This is a genomic window from Marinobacter sp. C2H3, assembly GCF_037080155.1.
Taxonomy (GTDB): domain Bacteria; phylum Pseudomonadota; class Gammaproteobacteria; order Pseudomonadales; family Oleiphilaceae; genus Marinobacter.
Genome location: NZ_JBBBNZ010000001.1, coordinates 485,928 through 502,396 on the forward strand (window position 1 = coordinate 485,928; position 16,469 = coordinate 502,396).

At 62.5% G+C, this 16,469-nt stretch carries 10 protein-coding genes; 7 read left to right on the top strand and 3 right to left on the bottom strand.

The window, feature by feature from the left end; all coding sequences use genetic code 11:
* Nucleotides 1-93: 93 nt before the first annotated feature.
* Complete coding sequence (gene lon / locus V3388_RS02150) at nt 94-2,544, bottom strand: endopeptidase La (RefSeq protein WP_336365870.1); 2,451 nt, start codon at nt 2,542-2,544, stop codon at nt 94-96.
* A gap of 145 nt (nt 2,545-2,689) precedes the next feature.
* Between lon and V3388_RS02155 the strand changes: the two genes are divergently transcribed.
* Nucleotides 2,690-3,553: a co-chaperone YbbN gene (locus V3388_RS02155; protein WP_336365871.1), complete on the top strand. Its 864-nt coding sequence runs from the start codon at nt 2,690-2,692 to the stop codon at nt 3,551-3,553.
* 189 nt (nt 3,554-3,742) lie between these two features.
* On the top strand, nt 3,743-4,069 hold the full coding sequence (locus V3388_RS02160) for a hypothetical protein (protein WP_336365872.1): 327 nt from the start codon (nt 3,743-3,745) through the stop codon (nt 4,067-4,069).
* Nucleotides 4,070-4,192: 123 nt separating this feature from the next.
* On the opposite strand, the gene V3388_RS02165 is transcribed toward V3388_RS02160, so the two are convergent.
* Nucleotides 4,193-5,557, bottom strand: coding sequence for a KamA family radical SAM protein (locus tag V3388_RS02165; RefSeq protein ID WP_336365873.1), 1,365 nt, complete (start codon nt 5,555-5,557; stop codon nt 4,193-4,195).
* Nucleotides 5,558-6,215: 658 nt separating this feature from the next.
* On the opposite strand from V3388_RS02165, the gene aceE reads away from it, so the two are divergent.
* The 3 genes from aceE (at nt 6,216) to V3388_RS02180 (ending at nt 12,212) form a co-directional block, all read left to right on the top strand.
* Nucleotides 6,216-8,879, top strand: coding sequence for a pyruvate dehydrogenase (acetyl-transferring), homodimeric type (aceE, locus tag V3388_RS02170; protein WP_336365874.1), 2,664 nt, complete (start codon nt 6,216-6,218; stop codon nt 8,877-8,879).
* Between the two features lie 12 nt (nt 8,880-8,891).
* A complete protein-coding gene (gene aceF, locus V3388_RS02175; protein ID WP_336365875.1) occupies nt 8,892-10,598 on the top strand; it encodes a dihydrolipoyllysine-residue acetyltransferase in 1,707 nt (568 codons plus the stop codon).
* A gap of 354 nt (nt 10,599-10,952) precedes the next feature.
* The gene (locus tag V3388_RS02180; RefSeq protein WP_336365876.1) at nt 10,953-12,212 is read left to right on the top strand and encodes an NADH:flavin oxidoreductase/NADH oxidase family protein; all 1,260 of its coding nucleotides are present in this window, start codon (nt 10,953-10,955) and stop codon (nt 12,210-12,212) included.
* Nucleotides 12,213-12,269: 57 nt separating this feature from the next.
* On the opposite strand, the gene V3388_RS02185 is transcribed toward V3388_RS02180, so the two are convergent.
* Complete coding sequence (locus tag V3388_RS02185) at nt 12,270-13,412, bottom strand: DcaP family trimeric outer membrane transporter (protein ID WP_336365877.1); 1,143 nt, start codon at nt 13,410-13,412, stop codon at nt 12,270-12,272.
* 220 nt (nt 13,413-13,632) lie between these two features.
* Between V3388_RS02185 and V3388_RS02190 the strand changes: the two genes are divergently transcribed.
* Both V3388_RS02190 and V3388_RS02195 read left to right on the top strand, forming a co-directional pair.
* On the top strand, nt 13,633-15,084 hold the full coding sequence (locus tag V3388_RS02190) for an exonuclease domain-containing protein (RefSeq protein WP_336365878.1): 1,452 nt from the start codon (nt 13,633-13,635) through the stop codon (nt 15,082-15,084).
* Nucleotides 15,085-15,193: 109 nt separating this feature from the next.
* The gene (locus tag V3388_RS02195) at nt 15,194-16,411 is read left to right on the top strand and encodes an aspartate aminotransferase family protein (protein WP_336365879.1); all 1,218 of its coding nucleotides are present in this window, start codon (nt 15,194-15,196) and stop codon (nt 16,409-16,411) included.
* The last annotated feature ends 58 nt before the right edge of the window (nt 16,412-16,469 follow it).

Sequence of the window (16,469 nt, forward strand, 5' to 3'; positions counted from 1 at the left end):
AAGGGGTCAGATGAAAATGGGGTCAGATGAGTTTTTTCATCTGACCCCATTTTCATCTGACCCCTGACTGCTATCTAACCCCTGACTTACTCCTCAGTGCACCGACGCCCCCGCCCGCGGTTTGCCGCCGAAGCACACCTGGAATACGTCGTTATAGTGCTTGGCAAAGTTCACCGTCAGGCCTTCCTTGAGGTACTCCGGTAACTCGTCGTAGTCCCCCCGGTTGGCCTCCGGCAGAATCAGGTGGCTGATTTTCTGGCGCCTCGCTGCAATCACCTTTTCCCGGATACCGCCCACGGGCAGCACCTGCCCGGTCAGGGTCAGCTCGCCGGTCATCGCCAGGTTCTGTTGGGGTGCCTCCTTGCGGGCGATGGAGAGCAGAGCGGTGGCCATGGTCACGCCGGCGCTGGGGCCGTCCTTCGGCGTGGCGCCTTCGGGCACGTGCAGGTGCACGAAGGACTTGTCGAAGAAGGTCGGGTCACCCTTGAACCGTTTCAGGTTGGAGGAGACGTAGCTGTAGGCAATCTCCGCCGATTCGCGCATCACATCTCCCAGCTGCCCGGTGAGCTTGAAGCCCCGCTGACTGCTGTGAATGCGGGATGCCTCGATGCTCAGGGTGGCGCCACCCATGGCGGTCCAGGCCAGGCCGGTGACCACGCCGGTCCCCTTCAGGGATTTTTCCTTGCGGAACACCGGCTGGCCCAGGTAGGCGGGCAGGTCCGGTGCGCCCACTTTCACCGGCTGATCCGGCTGCTCCAGCAGCTTCACAATGCCTTTGCGCACGATCTTGTGCAGCAGCTTCTCCAGATTGCGCACGCCGGCTTCCCGGGCGTAGCCCTCGATCACCTGGCGCAGCGCCGCGTCGGTGATGTTCAGTTGCTTCTTCATCAGCCCGGCCCGCTTGAGCAGGCGCGGCAGGAGGTGATGCTTGGCGATGGCCAATTTTTCCTCGCCGATGTAGCCGGACAGCCGGATCACGTCCATCCGGTCCAGCAGCGGCCTTGGGATGGTGTCCAACTGGTTGGCGGTGCAGATGAACAGCACTTTGGAGAGGTCCATGCGCACGTCCAGATAGTGGTCCAGGAACTCCCGGTTCTGCTCCGGGTCCAGGGTTTCCAGCAGCGCGGACGCCGGGTCGCCCTGGAATGACGAACCGATCTTGTCGATTTCATCCAGCATGATCACCGGGTTGGCTACTTTGCTGTCCTTCAGGGCCTGCACGAACTTGCCTGGCATGGCGCCGATGTAGGTACGGCGGTGGCCCTTGATTTCCGCTTCATCCCGCATGCCGCCAACGCTGAACCGGTAAAACTCCCGGCCAAGGGCATCGGCCACGGAGCGCCCGATGGACGTCTTGCCGACGCCGGGCGGCCCCACCAGCAGCAGGATGGAGCCGCTGATCTCGCCCTTGAAGGTGCCCTCAGCGAGGAATTCGACAATGCGATCCTTGACGTCATCCAGCCCATCGTGGTCCCGGTCCAGAATCTGGCGGGCGGCGGCCAGGTCAAAATGATCCTGAGAGTACTGGCCCCAGGGTACCTGGGTCAGCCAGTCCAGATAATTGCGGGTGACGCCGTACTCCGGGGAGCCCTGCTCCAGTACCTGCAGCTTCTGCAGTTCATCGTCGAAACGCTCACGAACGGCGGCCGGCGGGTTCAGCTCGGACATTCGCTGCTCAAAGCGCTCGGCGTCCGCGGTTTTGTCGTCCTTGGCGATGCCCAGCTCCCGCTGGATCACCTTGAGTTGCTCCCGCAGGAAGAACTCCCGCTGGTGCTTCTGCACCTTCTCGTTCACTTCTTCGTTGATTTCGGACTGCAGCCGCGCGACCTCCTGCTCCTTGCGCATCAGCAGCAGCACTTTCTCCATGCGGCGCAGCAGGGGCACGGTGTCGAGGACATCCTGCAGTTCGCGCCCCGGGGCGCTGGTCATGGAGGCGCCAAAGTCGGCCAGAGGCGAGCTGTCGTCCGGACCGAAACGGGACAGGTACTGTTTCACTTCCTCGCCATACAGCGGATTGGTGCGCAGCAGCTCCTTGATGGCGCTGATGATCGCCAGGGTGTAGGCCTTCAGCTCGTCCGCCGGTTCTTCCGGTTCTTCCGGGTATTCGACTTCCACCAGGTAGGGCGGACGGCGCCGCAGCCACTGTACGATGCGGAACCGCTGCAGGCCCTGGGCAATGAATTGCACCTTGCCGCCTTCCTGCTGGGCGTGGTGAACCCGCACGGCGCAGCCGATGGTCTCGAATTCCTCGCTCCCCGGCACCCGGTTGCCGTCCTCGGGGTTCTCGACAAAGCAGATGCCCAGAATGCGGTGGTCGGTCTCGCCCACCCGTTTGAGGGTTTCATGCCACGGGTTCTGGTTCACCATCACCGGCTGCACCTGGGCCGGAAAAAACGGCCGGTTGGACACGGGCAGCACGTACATGCGCCGGGGCAGATTCTGCTGGGGCAACGCCAGGCTCTTGCTGTTCTCGTCCTTGCCGATGTACTCGGTCACGTCTTCTTCCAAATCGTCCAGGGAGTCATTGCGGTTGTCGTCGTTCATACCGTGTAGCTCTCAGGGCCTCAAAAGGGTTGGGTAATACAGCCTATGTAACGTCAGGTCCGGCTTTTTCAACCGGCTTGATTTCCGGGCCGGCGCCCTTATGGTTGTACCCAATCTTTACCACTCTGGTTCAGGATGCCTTTTCATGACGCAATCCCCGTACATCTTTGACGCAACGATCGACAACTTCCAGCAGAAGGTGATGGACGCCTCTGCCACCACGCCTATTCTCGTGGACGTCTGGGCGGATTGGTGCGCACCGTGCAAACAGCTGATGCCGATCCTGCAGAAGCTGGCGGAGGAGTACCAGGGCAACTTCCAACTGGCCAAGGTCAATGCGGATCAGCAGCAGGAACTGACGGCGTCCCTGGGTGTGCGCAGCCTGCCCACCGTGATCCTGGTCAAGAACGGCCAGGCCGTGGATGGTTTTAACAGCGCGCTGCCGGAGAGTGAGGTTCGCAAGATTCTCGAAAAGCACGTGGAGGCGCCGGCGGAAGATCCGTACGAGAACGCCCACGCGCTTTGGGAGGCCGGCGATGTCGACGGCGCCCTGGCGCTGCTGACCGAACTGAACCAGAAAGACCCGGACAACCTCGACGTCCTGATCGACCTGGCCCAGTTGAAGGCAGAGCAGGGCGACCTGGACACCGCTGAGCAGGTGCTCGCCAGCCTGCCGCCGGAGGAAAAGCTGCAGCACAAGGCCAAGCAGTTGGCGGCCCGGGTGAAATTCCTGCGCCAGTCTGGCGCCCTGCCGCCGGTGGCAGACCTGGAAGCCCGGCTGGCGGACAACCCCAAGGATCCGGAAGCCCTGCATCAGCTCGCCCTGCACAAAGTCCTGCAGGAGCAGAACGCCGAGGCCATGGATCTGCTGATCCGCCTGATGCAGGCCGACGGCGCCTACAAAGACGGCGTCGCCAAGACCACCCTGGTCGAGCTGTTCGAGAAGCTGGGCAACAACAATCCGGACGTGCGCGCTTACCGTAGGAGGTTGTATACGCTGATGCACTAACCGCCAATCGCGTGTACGAAAACGGGGTCAGATGAAAGCGTTCATCTGACCCCAGACGCCTGACTCCGGACGCCAGATTGGGGTCAGATGAGATTCTCATCTGACCCCGGGCTTACCGAAATTGGGGTCAGATGAACGCCTTCATCTGACCCCGGGTTCACTCCAGATAAAGCCAAGGCCGCGACCGTCATGCTCAAGCTCCCGCCGCAACCTGATCGATGCGAGCTGTGCGAGCGGCCAGTCGCGGCCCTGACCCGCCATCACCTGATCCCCAAACACCTGCACCGAAAGAAGCGCATCCAGAAACTGTTTGACCGGGAAGACCTCATCACCCGCACGCTCTGGGTATGCCGCCCATGCCACAACGCCATCCACAAGGCCCGAACCGAAGTTGAGCTGGGGCTGTACTTCAATACCCGGGAGGCGCTGCTGGAGATTGAGGAGCTGAGGGTGTTTGTGGCGTGGCTGAAGGACAAGCCTGAGGGGTTTGTGCCGAAGTTCCGGCGGGGTGGTTGATTCCGGGTATGACGAAAAACGGGGTCAGATGAAAGCGTTCATCTGACCCCGGAACTTAGCTTTGGAGTTTGAAATCGGGGTCAGATGAGATCCTCATCTGACCCCAGGCCTCTGACCCGGGTTTCAGCCATTGCCCCGACGCATCTGCTCATATTCGTCTTCGAAGAAGAACTTCTCCTCGCCGAAGGCCGGCTCCAGCTCGTGCAGCCAGGTGGCGGTTTCGCTGTATTTGGCGAAGAAGGGGCGTTGCACCCAGTCCGGGTTACGGCCCTGGAGGAAGCGCAGCACGAACACCTTTTCACCCTGGATTTCGGTGATGCCCTGGATCTCCACCTTGCCCGGGCCCGCGCTCATGGAGGGCCCGCGGGCGGTGCGGGCCAGGCCGGAGACTTGCTTCATCGCTTCGCGGTAGATGTGGTAAGCCTCGGACAGGGGCAACTCGAAGTAGTTCTTGGCGCCGGTGTCCCGCTCCACGAACATGTAGTAGGGGATGATGCCAAGCTGCACTTCCTTCTTCCACAGCTTCGCCCAGGCATCGGCGCTGTCGTTCACGTGTTTGATCAGCGGGCCCTGGGCGCGGATTTCGGCGCCGGTGGCGCGGATGCGGCGAATGGCTTCCTCGGCGATGTCGGTGGTGATTTCCTGCCAGTGGTTGTAGTGGGCCATGATCGCCACGTGCTTGCCGGCGTCCACCAGGCGGGCGAACAGCTCCATCAGCTCATCCGCGTCCTTGTCGGTGACGAACCGGTACGGCCAGAAAGTCAGCGCCTTGGTGCCGATGCGAATGGTCTGGATGTGGTCAAACTCGGGCTGAAGCAGCGGCTCCAGGTACTGCACCAGGTTCTTGGTCTTCATCACCATGGGGTCGCCGCCGGTCACCAGCAGGTCGGTGACTTCGGTGTGCGCCTTCAAGTAGCCGTGCAGCTTCTCCGCTTCCGTGCTGGCCATTTTCAGGTCTTTGTCGCCGACAAACTGGGCCCAGCGGAAACAGAAGGTGCAGTAGCTGTGGCAGGTCTGGCCCTGGGCCGGGAAGAACAGCACGGTCTCCCGGTACTTGTGCTGCACGCCGTCCAGCACCTCGCCGTCCAGTTCCGGCATGTTCATTTCCATCTGGCCGGCCGGATGCGGGTTCAGCTCGTCCCGGATGGCTTTCGCCGCCGCCTGAATCTCGGCCTTGTCCGCGCCCTGGCGGTGCAGTTCGGCCATGCGCTCGTAGTGTTCGTCCTTCAGCATGGCCTTTTGCGGAAACACCAGCTGATAAATTGGGTCGTTGGGCACCTGGTCCCAGCGGATCAGCTCGTTGATCACGTATTCGTTCACCCGGAAGGGCAGCACGCTGGCCACCACTTTCATCTCAAACCGGGTGTCTTCGGGGAGTGCCTGGATCGCGTCGATCTTGTCCAGCTGGCGGTCCGTGTAGACCTTGAAGCGTCGTTCCTCGAATTCCGTCACCGGAATCCGGTTCGGGAAGGTGACGATGGAGTTCATGGGTCGCCCTCTGTTGGTGTTGAAGGGACAGAAAGTGGCCTGACCACTTTCTGGTGGTTAAAAATCGGACAGCGGAGTATACCCAAAGCGGATTTTATTTTCAGGTCTAATCAATAAAATCGGCGTGAGCCTGGCGTTTTTGGCGGCACGCATTGCATAAGATGATGATTATAAAGTTGTCTCTTCAGGGCGTTAACTGTCGCGCGCCTGCGATTTCTTTAGACCTGCTATCAATAAAGAGATCACGTAACTCGTACGACCTTGGTCTGAGTCTGGTTGTTTGAATGGCGTAAAACCGTCATTCTTGCGTAAGTAACCGAAAAGGTATGGTGTTTGCAGGGGCGAATTTCCCCAAATGCGTTCGCTGGCTGACCAAGATGTAGTAAAATGACTACATGCGACGCTCGAGGCGGGCTGACGTTCGCGGTGACGGCGGGGTGCGGGGTCAAAAGCCCGGATGCGCATCCGCCCGCCCGGCGGGCAAACTCTGAAAGCTGTTCTATGCTTGATGGATAACTCATGGACTGCCAGGCCGTTCGTCCATCAGGCGGAAACACCCACAACAACATTCTGCACTTGCGCAGCTGACCGACACGCAACGCGTCGTGGCCGCTGATCGTGGCCCGCGCTGCATTTTTGATGCCTAGGGGAGGGTTTGATGTACCAGGACGATGATCCCATTGAAACCAGTGAATGGCTTGACGCACTCGAATCTCTGATCGAGAACGAGGGCGTCGAGCGGGCCAAGTACATTCTTGAGCGGCTTTCTGAGCGCGCCAGCCGCGACGGCACCCAGCTGCCGTACTCCATCAACACGCCGTTCCGGAACACCATTCCGGTGACCCAGCAGGCCCAGATGCCGGGCGATCTGTTCATGGAGCGCCGCATCCGTTCGCTGATCCGCTGGAACGCCATGGCCATGGTGGTGCGCGCGAACAAGCGCCCGGGCGACCTCGGCGGCCACATTTCCACCTTCTCCTCCGCGGCCACCCTGTACGACGTGGGCTTCAACTATTTCTTCCGCGGGGGCGAGGACAAGCAGGAATCGGATCTGGTGTACTTCCAGGGCCACTCCGCACCGGGCATCTATGCCCGCTCCTTCCTCGAGGGCCGCTTCGACGAGGCCCAGTTGGACAAATACCGGGAGGAGGTCGACGGCGAAGGCCTGTCCTCCTACCCGCACCCCTGGCTGATGCCGGACTACTGGCAGTTCCCCACGGTATCCATGGGTCTCGGGCCGATTCAGGCCATTCACCAGGCCCACGTCATGAAGTACCTGCACAACCGCGAGCTGATCGACATGGACGGCCGCAAGGTGTGGTGCTTTGTCGGTGACGGCGAGTGCGACGAGCCGGAAACCCTGGGCTCCATTTCCAAGGCCGGCCGTGAGAACCTGGACAACCTGATTTTCGTGGTCAACTGCAACCTGCAGCGCCTGGACGGCCCGGTACGGGGCAACGGCAAGATCATCCAGGAACTGGAGGGCATCTTCCGTGGCGCTGGCTGGAACGTCATCAAGGTGGTCTGGGGGCGCATGTGGGATCCGCTGTTCGAGAAAGACGAAGACGGCGTGATGCAGCGTGCCATGGACGAGGTTTGCGACGGCGACCTGCAGAACTACGCCCACGGTGGCCCGGCGGTCACCCGCAAGGAGTTCTTCGGCAAGTACCCGGAGCTGTCCAAGCTGGTTGAGAGCATGTCCGACGAGGACATCGCCAAGCTCAACCGCGGTGGCCACGACCCGTACAAGATCTACGCCGCCTACCATAAGGCGGTGCACGAGGCGAACGGTCGCCCGACGGTGATCCTGGCGCACACCGTCAAGGGTTACGGCTTCGGCGCGGCGGGTGAGTCCCAGAACACCGCCCACTCCCTCAAGAAGCTCGATATGGACACCCTGAAGGCCTTCCGGGACCGCTTCGGCATCCCGGTAAAGGACGACGAGCTGGAAAGCGTGCCGTACTACCGGCCGGCGCCGGACAGCCCGGAGATTGTCTACATGAACAAGCGCCGGCAGGAGCTGGGCGGGTACTACCCGAAGCGTCGCAAGGATTGCCAGCCGCTGCAGATTCCGGATCTGGATATTTTCAAGCAGATCCTCGAAGGCTCCAACGGCCGGGAAATCTCCACCACCATGGCCTTCGTGCGCATTCTGAGCGCGCTGGTCAAGGACAAGCGCATCGGCAAGCGCGTGGTGCCGATCGTGCCGGACGAGGCGCGGACCTTCGGTATGGAAGGCATGTTCCGCCAGCTCGGCATTTACACCTCTGAAGGCCAGAAGTACGTGCCCCAGGACCGTGACCAGATCATGTACTACCGGGAGGACAAGAAAGGCCAGATCCTCCAGGAAGGCATTAACGAAGACGGCTCCATGGCCACCTGGATGGCCGCGGCCACGTCCTACAGCACCAACAACTTCCCGCTGATTCCGTTCTACGTGTTCTACTCCATGTTCGGCTTCCAGCGGATTGGTGACCTGGCGTGGGCCTCCGGCGACATGCAGGCCCGGGGCTTCCTGATCGGCGGGACTGCCGGCCGTACCACCCTCAACGGCGAAGGCCTGCAGCACCAGGACGGCCACAGCCACATTCTGGCCAACACCATTCCCAACTGTAAGGCCTACGATCCGGCCTACGGCTATGAGATGGCGGTGATCGTTCGGCAGGGCATGAAGGAGATGTTCGAGGACAACCAGAACGTTTTCTACTACCTGACCATCGAGAACGAGAACTACGAACAGCCGGCCATGCCCAAGGGCTGTGAAGACGGCATCATCAAGGGCATGTACAAGTACGAGTCCGTGGAGCTGAAGGCCAAGAAAAAAGGCCCCCGCGTGCAGCTGCTGGGTGCCGGCGCCATCTTCAACGAAGTGCGTGCCGCCGCCGAACTGCTGCGGGACGACTGGGGCGTGGCCTCCGATATCTGGAGCGTGACCAGCTTCAACGAACTGGCCCGTGACGGCCAGCACGTGGACCGCTGGAACCGCCTGCATCCGGACGACAAGCCGAAGAAGGCCTACGTCACCCAGATGCTGGAGAAGCAGCAGGGGCCGGTGGTGTCCTCCACCGACTACATCAAGCTGCACTCCGAGCAGCTGCGGGCGTTCATTCCCAAGACCTATCTGACGCTGGGCACCGACGGCTTCGGCCGCAGTGACACCCGGGAGAAGCTGCGCCACTTCTTTGAGGTGGACCGTTACTACGTGGCGGTATCCGCGCTCTCGGCCCTGGCCAAAGACGGTGAGATCAAGGAAGAGCAGGTTCTCGAAGCCATGCGCAAGTACGGAATCGATCGCAACAAACCGAACCCGGTGCAGAGCTAAGGAGAACGCCAGATGAGTCAACAGGACATCAAGGTTCCCGATCTCGGCGGCGCAGACGAGGTCGAAATCATTGAAATCATCGCCAGTGAAGGGGATTCCGTGGAAGCGGAAGACCCGATCCTGACGGTGGAATCCGACAAGGCCTCGGTGGAGCTGCCGGCGCCGGCGGCGGGCAAGATCGTCAAGATCACCGCCAAGGTGGGTGACAAGGTCAAGGAAGGCGACGTCATTGGCACCCTTGAGGTGAGCGGTGGCGGCGACAGCGCCGATGACGGTGACGGCAGCGGCGACGCCAAGGCCGAGAAAGACGCGAAAGCCGAGAACGACGACAAGACCGACAGCGAGGCCAAGGCCAGCGACGACAAGCCTGCACCGAAAAAGGCGAAATCGTCCGGCGGCTCCCGCAAGGAGACCGTCAAGGTGCCGTCCCTGGACGGCTTTGACAACATTCCGGTGATCGAGATCAACGTGTCCGAAGGGGATTCCGTTGAGCAGGAAGACCCGCTGGTGACCGTCGAATCCGACAAGGCCACCATGGAGATTCCGTCGCCGTTCAAGGGCAAGATCGGGAAGATTCTCGTCAAGGAGGGCGACAAGCTCTCCGAGGGCAGTGACCTGCTGGAAATGACTGTGGTCGCCGATGGCGATGACAATGGGGACGACGAAGACGACGGTGCCGAGCAGGACGCCAGCGCCGGCAAAGAGAGTGGCTCCGGGCAGTCCGGATCGTCGTCTGGCAAAGCGCAGGATTCTGCCCCGCAAAGCCAGCCGCAGCCCCAGGGTTCCACCTACGAACCACCGTCGCCGGGCACCAAGGTGCATGCGGGCCCTGCGGTCCGCAAACTGGCCCGTGAGCTGGGCGCAGACCTCACCCGAGTGAAAGGCTCCGGCCCGAAAGGTCGGATCATCAAGGACGACGTGCACGCCTACGTGAAGAGCCAGCTCCAGCAGGCCCAGCAAGGGCCGGGCGTGGGCACCGGCTCTGGCATTCCGGGCGTGAAGCTGCCGGACTTCAGCCAGTTTGGTGAGGTTGAGCGCGAGGGGATGTCCCGCATGATGGCGGCCACCGCCACCAACATGCAGCGCAGCTGGCTGAACGTGCCCCACGTCACCCAGTTTGACGAGGCGGACATCACCGAGATGGAAGCCTTCCGCAAGGCCCAGAAGACCGCCGGCGAGAAGAAGGGCGTGAAGATGACGCCGCTGCCGTTCCTGCTCAAGGCCTGTGCTGCGGCACTGATGGAGCTGCCCCAGTTCAACGTCTCGCTGGACATGGAGCGCAAGGAAGTCATCCGCAAGAAGTACGTGCACATCGGCATCGCGGTGGATACGCCCCACGGCCTGATGGTGCCGGTGATCCGGAACGTCGACCAGAAGGGCCTGTGGGAGCTGGCCGCTGAAAGCGCCGAGCTGGCCCAGAAGGCGCGTGACAAGCAGCTCAAGCCGGCAGAGATGCAGGGCGCCTGCTTCACCATCACCAGCCTGGGTGGCATTGGCGGCACTGCTTTTACCCCGATCGTGAACACCCCTGAGGTGGCCATCCTCGGCGTGTCCAAGGCGGCGATGAAGCCGGTCTGGGACGGCAAGGCCTTCGAGCCGCGGCTGATGCTGCCGCTGTCCCTGTCCTACGACCACCGGGCCGTCAACGGCGCCGACGCGGCGCGCTTCACCAACCTGCTGACCCAGCTGTTGGGGGACATCCGCACCTTGCTGCTGTAAGCGTTGCTGTTGAGCAATCCGGGGGCATCCCCCGCGAGACCGGGGTCAGATGAAAACCTTCATCTGACCCCTTTTTCATGCTCCCAGGTCAGTCGCGAGCACTGGGGCCTGGTCGGGGTCAGATGAAACTCATCTGACCCCTTTTCATTCTCCAGATCGGCGGCGAACACCGGGGCGAAGTCGGGGTCAGATGAACGCTTTCATCTGACCCCATCCTTCCGGCACCTCAGCCAATGCCCGCTCCCCAAGACCGGCGCACCATCAGCCTCAGCAACCTCCGGGGTCAGATGAAAGCCCTCATCTGACCCTCGCTTTATCATATGCCGCCAACGTCACCGCCACCCAGAGGCCCCCATGACCCCAGCCGAATACCTTGCCCAGCCGCTGACCCTGCCCAACGGCTCCGTGTTGCCCAACCGCTTTGCCAAGTCCGCCATGAGCGAGACCCTGGGCACAGTGGATAACCACCCCACTGAAGCCCTGGTGCGCCTCTACGGGGCCTGGGCGGAGGGCGGCACCGGGCTGTCGATCACTGGCAACGTGATGATCGACCGCCGCCACATCGGCGAGCCTCAGAACGTGGTCGTTGAGGATGAGGCGGACCGGGATCTGCTGACCCAGTGGGCCACGGCCAGCAAGGCCCGGGGCGGGCAGGTGTGGATGCAGCTGAACCACCCGGGCAAGCAGAGCCCGAAGATGCTGAACCGGGACCCGGTGGCACCCAGCGCGATTCCGTTCCGCAAGGAGTTGCGGGGCATGTTCGCCACGCCCCGTGCACTGACCGGCCCGGAAATTGAGGACATCATCGCCCGCTTTTCCCGGAGCGCCGCGGTGGCGCAGGCGGCCGGGTTCGACGGCGTGCAGATCCACGGCGCCCACGGCTACCTGATCAGCCAGTTCCTGTCGCCCCACCACAATCAGCGGCAGGACAAGTGGGGCGGTTCCCCGGAAAACCGGCGGCGTTTTGTGCTGGCGGTCTACCGGGCCATCCGCGCCGCCTGCGGCCCCGGCTTCAACGTCGGCATCAAACTGAATTCCGCCGACTTCCAGCGGGGCGGCTTTACCGAAGAGGAATCCCTCGCGGTGATTGACGTACTGGTGGCGGAAGGCATTGACCTGGTGGAAATCTCCGGCGGCAACTACGAAAATCCGGCCATGGCGCTCGGGGGCAGCGCCCAGGGCGACGGCCAGCCGGTCAAGGCCAGTACCCAGGCGCGGGAGGCTTACTTCCTGACCTTCGCCGAACAGGTGAGGGCGCGTACCTCGGTGCCGCTGATGGTCACCGGCGGTTTCCGCAGCGCCGAGGGCATGGCGGACGCCCTCTGCTCCGGTGCCACGGACCTGATTGGCTTGGCCCGGCCGCTCGTGTTGGAACCGGATCTACCGGCACGCATTCTGAGTGGCGAATTGGCGACCAGCGCCGTCCGACCCATCCGCACCGGCATCCGGGCGGTGGATAACATGGCGCTGATGGAAGTGAGCTGGTACACCCGCCAGATCGCGCGGATTGCCCGGGGCAAGGCACCGAGGCAGCAGGATCGCGGCGTGTGGTCCCTGCTGGAGGTATTGGGGGTCATGGCCACCCGGGGCGTGCGCACCCGGCTGCGGGCCTGATAACGAAAAACCCCGGCCGGAGCCGGGGTTTTTGCAGTACGGGCTCTAAACCGAAGCTTAGAAGTTGTACTGGGCTGCGAACAGCAGGCGGCTTGCGTCGCCGTCGTCGCCGTTCTGGACTTCACGGGTACCGTACTGGTACTCGACGCCCATCATCACGTTCTTGACCGGGGTCCACTTGTAGTTCGCCATGATGGCGGATACGTCGGTGGTGCCGGTATCTGCAGCGCCATCCTTCACGGCGTCGTCCAGATCCACGGAGGTCATGCCGTAGCCCAGGTTCACGCTGCGGCCGGAGCCCAGGTTCATGGTTGCACCTACGGTGCCGCCATAGCCGCTGATGGTCTGAACGTCGCCGTTTGCATCAACGTAGGCGCTCGGTGCGCCGGAGCGGTACAGGTAGCTGTTGGCACCATCGGTGTAGCTCAGGGAGCCCTGGATGGTGAACATATCGGTCAGCGCCATTTTCGCGGCTACGAAGGTTGCGAAGCCGAAAGTAGCGTCGTCAGCGGTGCCAGTATCGTACCCTACTTGTTGCGCCAGAACGGCAGCAGAGTAGGACAGGCCACCCTGAGAATCTTCAAAGCGCGCGGTGAAGGCCGGCATGCTGTCTTTTTTGGTTACTGAGGCCGGAAGAACGATCTGGCCGTCAAGGGAGTTCTGCGGCTGCTCGGCAGAGACAGACAGGGGACCCATGGTGTAACGCAGCTGCGCGGTCCGGGACTGGTAACCCGCGGCGCCCGGCAGGGAGTCGAAGTCCAGCGTCGGGGTGTTGCCGACGAAGCTGGTGAAGTTGGACCAGGTCTGACCGGCCAGGATGCCGTTGTAGGAGCCGTAGGCGTGGCGCAGACGCAGGTCGCCGCCGCCGTTGCCGCGGAAGTCACCTTCGATGTTGAAAGTTACGCCCTCGGGGCTGGTGGTTTTGACGCCGATACGGCTCTGTACCGCGTCCGCACCGAAGTAACCGGTGGCTTCGTTGTCTTCCTTTGCGCCAACGTTAATGGCGTTGTAGTTGAAGGAACGGGTAGAGGAAGATACGTTTTCGTCGATATCGTAGCTTGCATTCAGGCGAGCATAGCCGTAAATGCTGGTGTTCCATCCGCCGGCGTCGAAGCTGACGGCGTTGGCCGTTCCGGCCATGCCGAGTGTTGCTGCTACGGCGGTAGCACGGATCGCAAATCTGAGTTTGTTGCTTTGCATCGTTGTTGTCTCCACACACTTATTGTTGTTGGACCCACAAACAAGGTAGTTACGAACGCATGACAATTCAAATAAATTTGTGAAAGGCTTAGACCAATGTCTATAGCGTCTTTTCGTTGTTATACAGGCATCTGCGGATGACTCTTCATCGTATCAGCGTTCCACACACGCCTTTCGAGGGATTAACTGAGGGTTTAATGAGATCAGCGCGAGCACTGCCATGACGATCCACCCCCATTTTCGGCCCGACACCACCTTCGCCTTCCTGGATTTGGAAACCACCGGCGGCAACGCCACCCGGGACCGCATCACCGAGATCGGCATCCGATTCTGGCGGTCCGGGCAGGTGGTGGATGAGTGGCAGACGCTGGTCAATCCACAGGCGCGGATTTCGTCGTTCATTGAACGGCTGACCGGCATCAGTAATGAAATGGTCGCCGACGCCCCGACGTTCGACGCCGTGGCGGTTGAGCTGGCGGAGCGCCTGGAAGGCTGCGTGTTCGTGGCCCACAACGCCCGCTTCGACTACGGCTTCGTCAAGGCCGAGTTCCGGCGCCTTGGCCGGATGTTCGCGGCGAAGGTACTGTGCACGGTCAAGCTGTCCCGGCGACTGTACCCGGACCATAAACGCCACAACATAGACGCCCTGATCGCCCGGCACGGCCTGCCTGCGGTGGAGCGGCACCGTGCCATGGGCGACGTCACCGCCATGCTGGCGTTTTTTGAGCACGCGCTGGCGGAGCAGGGGGTTGAGGCCATGGACCGGGCGGTGGGTGAACTGCTGCAGCGGCCCAGCGTGCCGTCCCATCTGCCGCCGGACATCCTGGCCGATCTTCCCGATGCCCCCGGGGTTTATCGGTTCTACGGCGAAAACGACGTGCTGCTGTACGTGGGCAAGAGCACCCGTATTGCCCAGCGGGTCGCGTCCCATTTCTCCGGGGACCACCAGACCAGCCGGGGTGTGCGCCTGTCCGAGAGCCTGCGCCGGGTGGAATACACCCGCACCGCCGGCGAGCTGGGTGCGCTGCTGCTGGAGCTGCGGCAGATCAAAACCCTGAACCCGCTGTTCAATCGCCGCTCCCGGGCCGCGAAGCAGCTGGTGACCATTGAGCTGTCGCCGGACGATGCCGGCTATTTCCAGGCCCGGCTGGCCCGGGAACTGGGACCCCATCGCCTCGGGGATTATTACGGCCTGTTTCGCAGCAAGCGGGACGCCGAGAAAGCCCTCAGCGGCATTGCCGCCAAGAACGACCTGTGCAACCAGAAGCTCGGCCTGGAGCCCGATCGGGATGGCCCCTGTTTCCAGCGGGCGCTGGGCCGCTGCCGGGGCGCCTGCGAAAACGCCGAAGACGTCACCCGATACAACCTGCGCACGCAGATTGCCTTCCACGGCCTGAGACTGACCACCTGGCCCTGGCCGGGCGCGGTGGGCATCGTTGAGCGGGACGGGGAGACCGGCGAAACCGACATTCTGGTGGTGTACAACTGGATCCACGTGGCCACCGTGCACCACGAGGACGAACTGCACGATCTCTCCCTCAACGGCCAGAGCGTCCGCTTTGACCTGGATTCCTACAAGCTGCTGGTGAAGGCCCTGCTCGGCCCGGACCGCGCCGCGCACCGTATTATTGAGCTGGCGGGCACCGGCCTGCCGGATGTGCTGATGCCCTGAGTGGCGTATGATGAAGCTCAGAAAGCCTCAGGCGTCCGCACACTTACCTAGTGCCACAGGCGGAAATCGCCTGCTATGTTGACTGATTGAATTCCGGTGAGAGAGATCCATGAATAGAGAGCCCGTAACCCGCGAACTGTTTGACGACGTCATGGTGCCCAACTATGCCCCCGGCCAGATTATTCCGGTGCGCGGCGAGGGTTCCCGGATCTGGGACCAGGAAGGTCGCGAGTACGTGGACCTCCAGGGCGGCATTGCCGTCACCTGTCTTGGCCATTCCCACCCGGGCCTGATCGGCGCGCTGGAAGAGCAGGCCAACAAGATCTGGCACCTGTCCAACGTGATGACCAATGAGCCGGCGCTGCGCCTGGCCCGCTCCCTGTGCGAGCTGACCTTTGCCGAACGGGTGTTCTTCGCCAACTCTGGCGCCGAGGCCAACGAGGCTGCGTTCAAGCTGGCGCGCCGTTACGCCTGGGAGCATACCGGCCCGCAGAAGCACGAGATCATTTCGTTCCGCAATTCCTTCCACGGGCGGACCCTGTTCACCGTCAGCGTCGGCGGCCAGCCGAAATACCTGGAAGGGTTCGAGCCGGCACCCGGCGGCATTCACCACGCCGAGTACAATAACCTGGATTCGGTGAAGGCCCTGATCTCAAAAGAGAAGACCTGCGCCGTGGTGGTTGAACCCATCCAGGGCGAGGGCGGCGTCATGCCCGGTGATCAGGCGTTCCTGGAGGGGCTGCGGGCCCTGTGCGACGAGCACGACGCGCTGCTGGTGTTTGATGAAGTGCAGAGCGGCGTGGGCCGTACCGGACATCTCTACGCGTACGAAATGTACGGCGTCACTCCGGACATCCTCACCAGCGCCAAGGGCCTCGGCGGTGGCTTCCCGGTGGCGGCCATGCTGACCACCGCGAAGGTTGCCGCGAGCCTGGGCGTGGGCACCCACGGCAGTACCTATGGCGGCAACGCCCTGGCCTGCGCCGTGGCCCAGAAGGTGATCGACACCGTCAGCCAGCCGGACATCCTGCGGGGCGTGAAATCCCGCTCGGACCGGCTGCGCAAGGGCATGATGGACATTGGCGAGCGTTACGGCGTGTTCCGGGAGGTGCGTGGCGCCGGCCTGCTGCTCGGTTGCGTGTTGACCGACGCCTGGGCCGGACGGGCCAAAGACTTCCTCAACGCCGGGCTGGATGAAGGCGTGATGGTGCTGATCGCCGGTGCAAACGTGGTGCGTCTGGCCCCGTCCCTGATCATTCCGGAGCACGACATCGACGACGCCCTGGCTCGGTTCGACCGGGCGGTCAGCAAGCTGGTGGCGGGCTGATTCCAGCCCGCCCCACGTACCCCCGGCGGCCCGGCCAGGGAAGATTCCGAACAAACCG

Coding starts and splice junctions, on each gene's coding strand:
- lon (WP_336365870.1), bottom strand. CDS start 2,544: ATGAACGACGACAACCGCAATGACTCCCTGGACGATTTGGAAGAAGAC.
- V3388_RS02155 (WP_336365871.1), top strand. CDS start 2,690: ATGACGCAATCCCCGTACATCTTTGACGCAACGATCGACAACTTCCAG.
- V3388_RS02160 (WP_336365872.1), top strand. CDS start 3,743: ATGCTCAAGCTCCCGCCGCAACCTGATCGATGCGAGCTGTGCGAGCGG.
- V3388_RS02165 (WP_336365873.1), bottom strand. CDS start 5,557: ATGAACTCCATCGTCACCTTCCCGAACCGGATTCCGGTGACGGAATTC.
- aceE (WP_336365874.1), top strand. CDS start 6,216: ATGTACCAGGACGATGATCCCATTGAAACCAGTGAATGGCTTGACGCA.
- aceF (WP_336365875.1), top strand. CDS start 8,892: ATGAGTCAACAGGACATCAAGGTTCCCGATCTCGGCGGCGCAGACGAG.
- V3388_RS02180 (WP_336365876.1), top strand. CDS start 10,953: ATGACCCCAGCCGAATACCTTGCCCAGCCGCTGACCCTGCCCAACGGC.
- V3388_RS02185 (WP_336365877.1), bottom strand. CDS start 13,412: ATGCAAAGCAACAAACTCAGATTTGCGATCCGTGCTACCGCCGTAGCA.
- V3388_RS02190 (WP_336365878.1), top strand. CDS start 13,633: ATGACGATCCACCCCCATTTTCGGCCCGACACCACCTTCGCCTTCCTG.
- V3388_RS02195 (WP_336365879.1), top strand. CDS start 15,194: ATGAATAGAGAGCCCGTAACCCGCGAACTGTTTGACGACGTCATGGTG.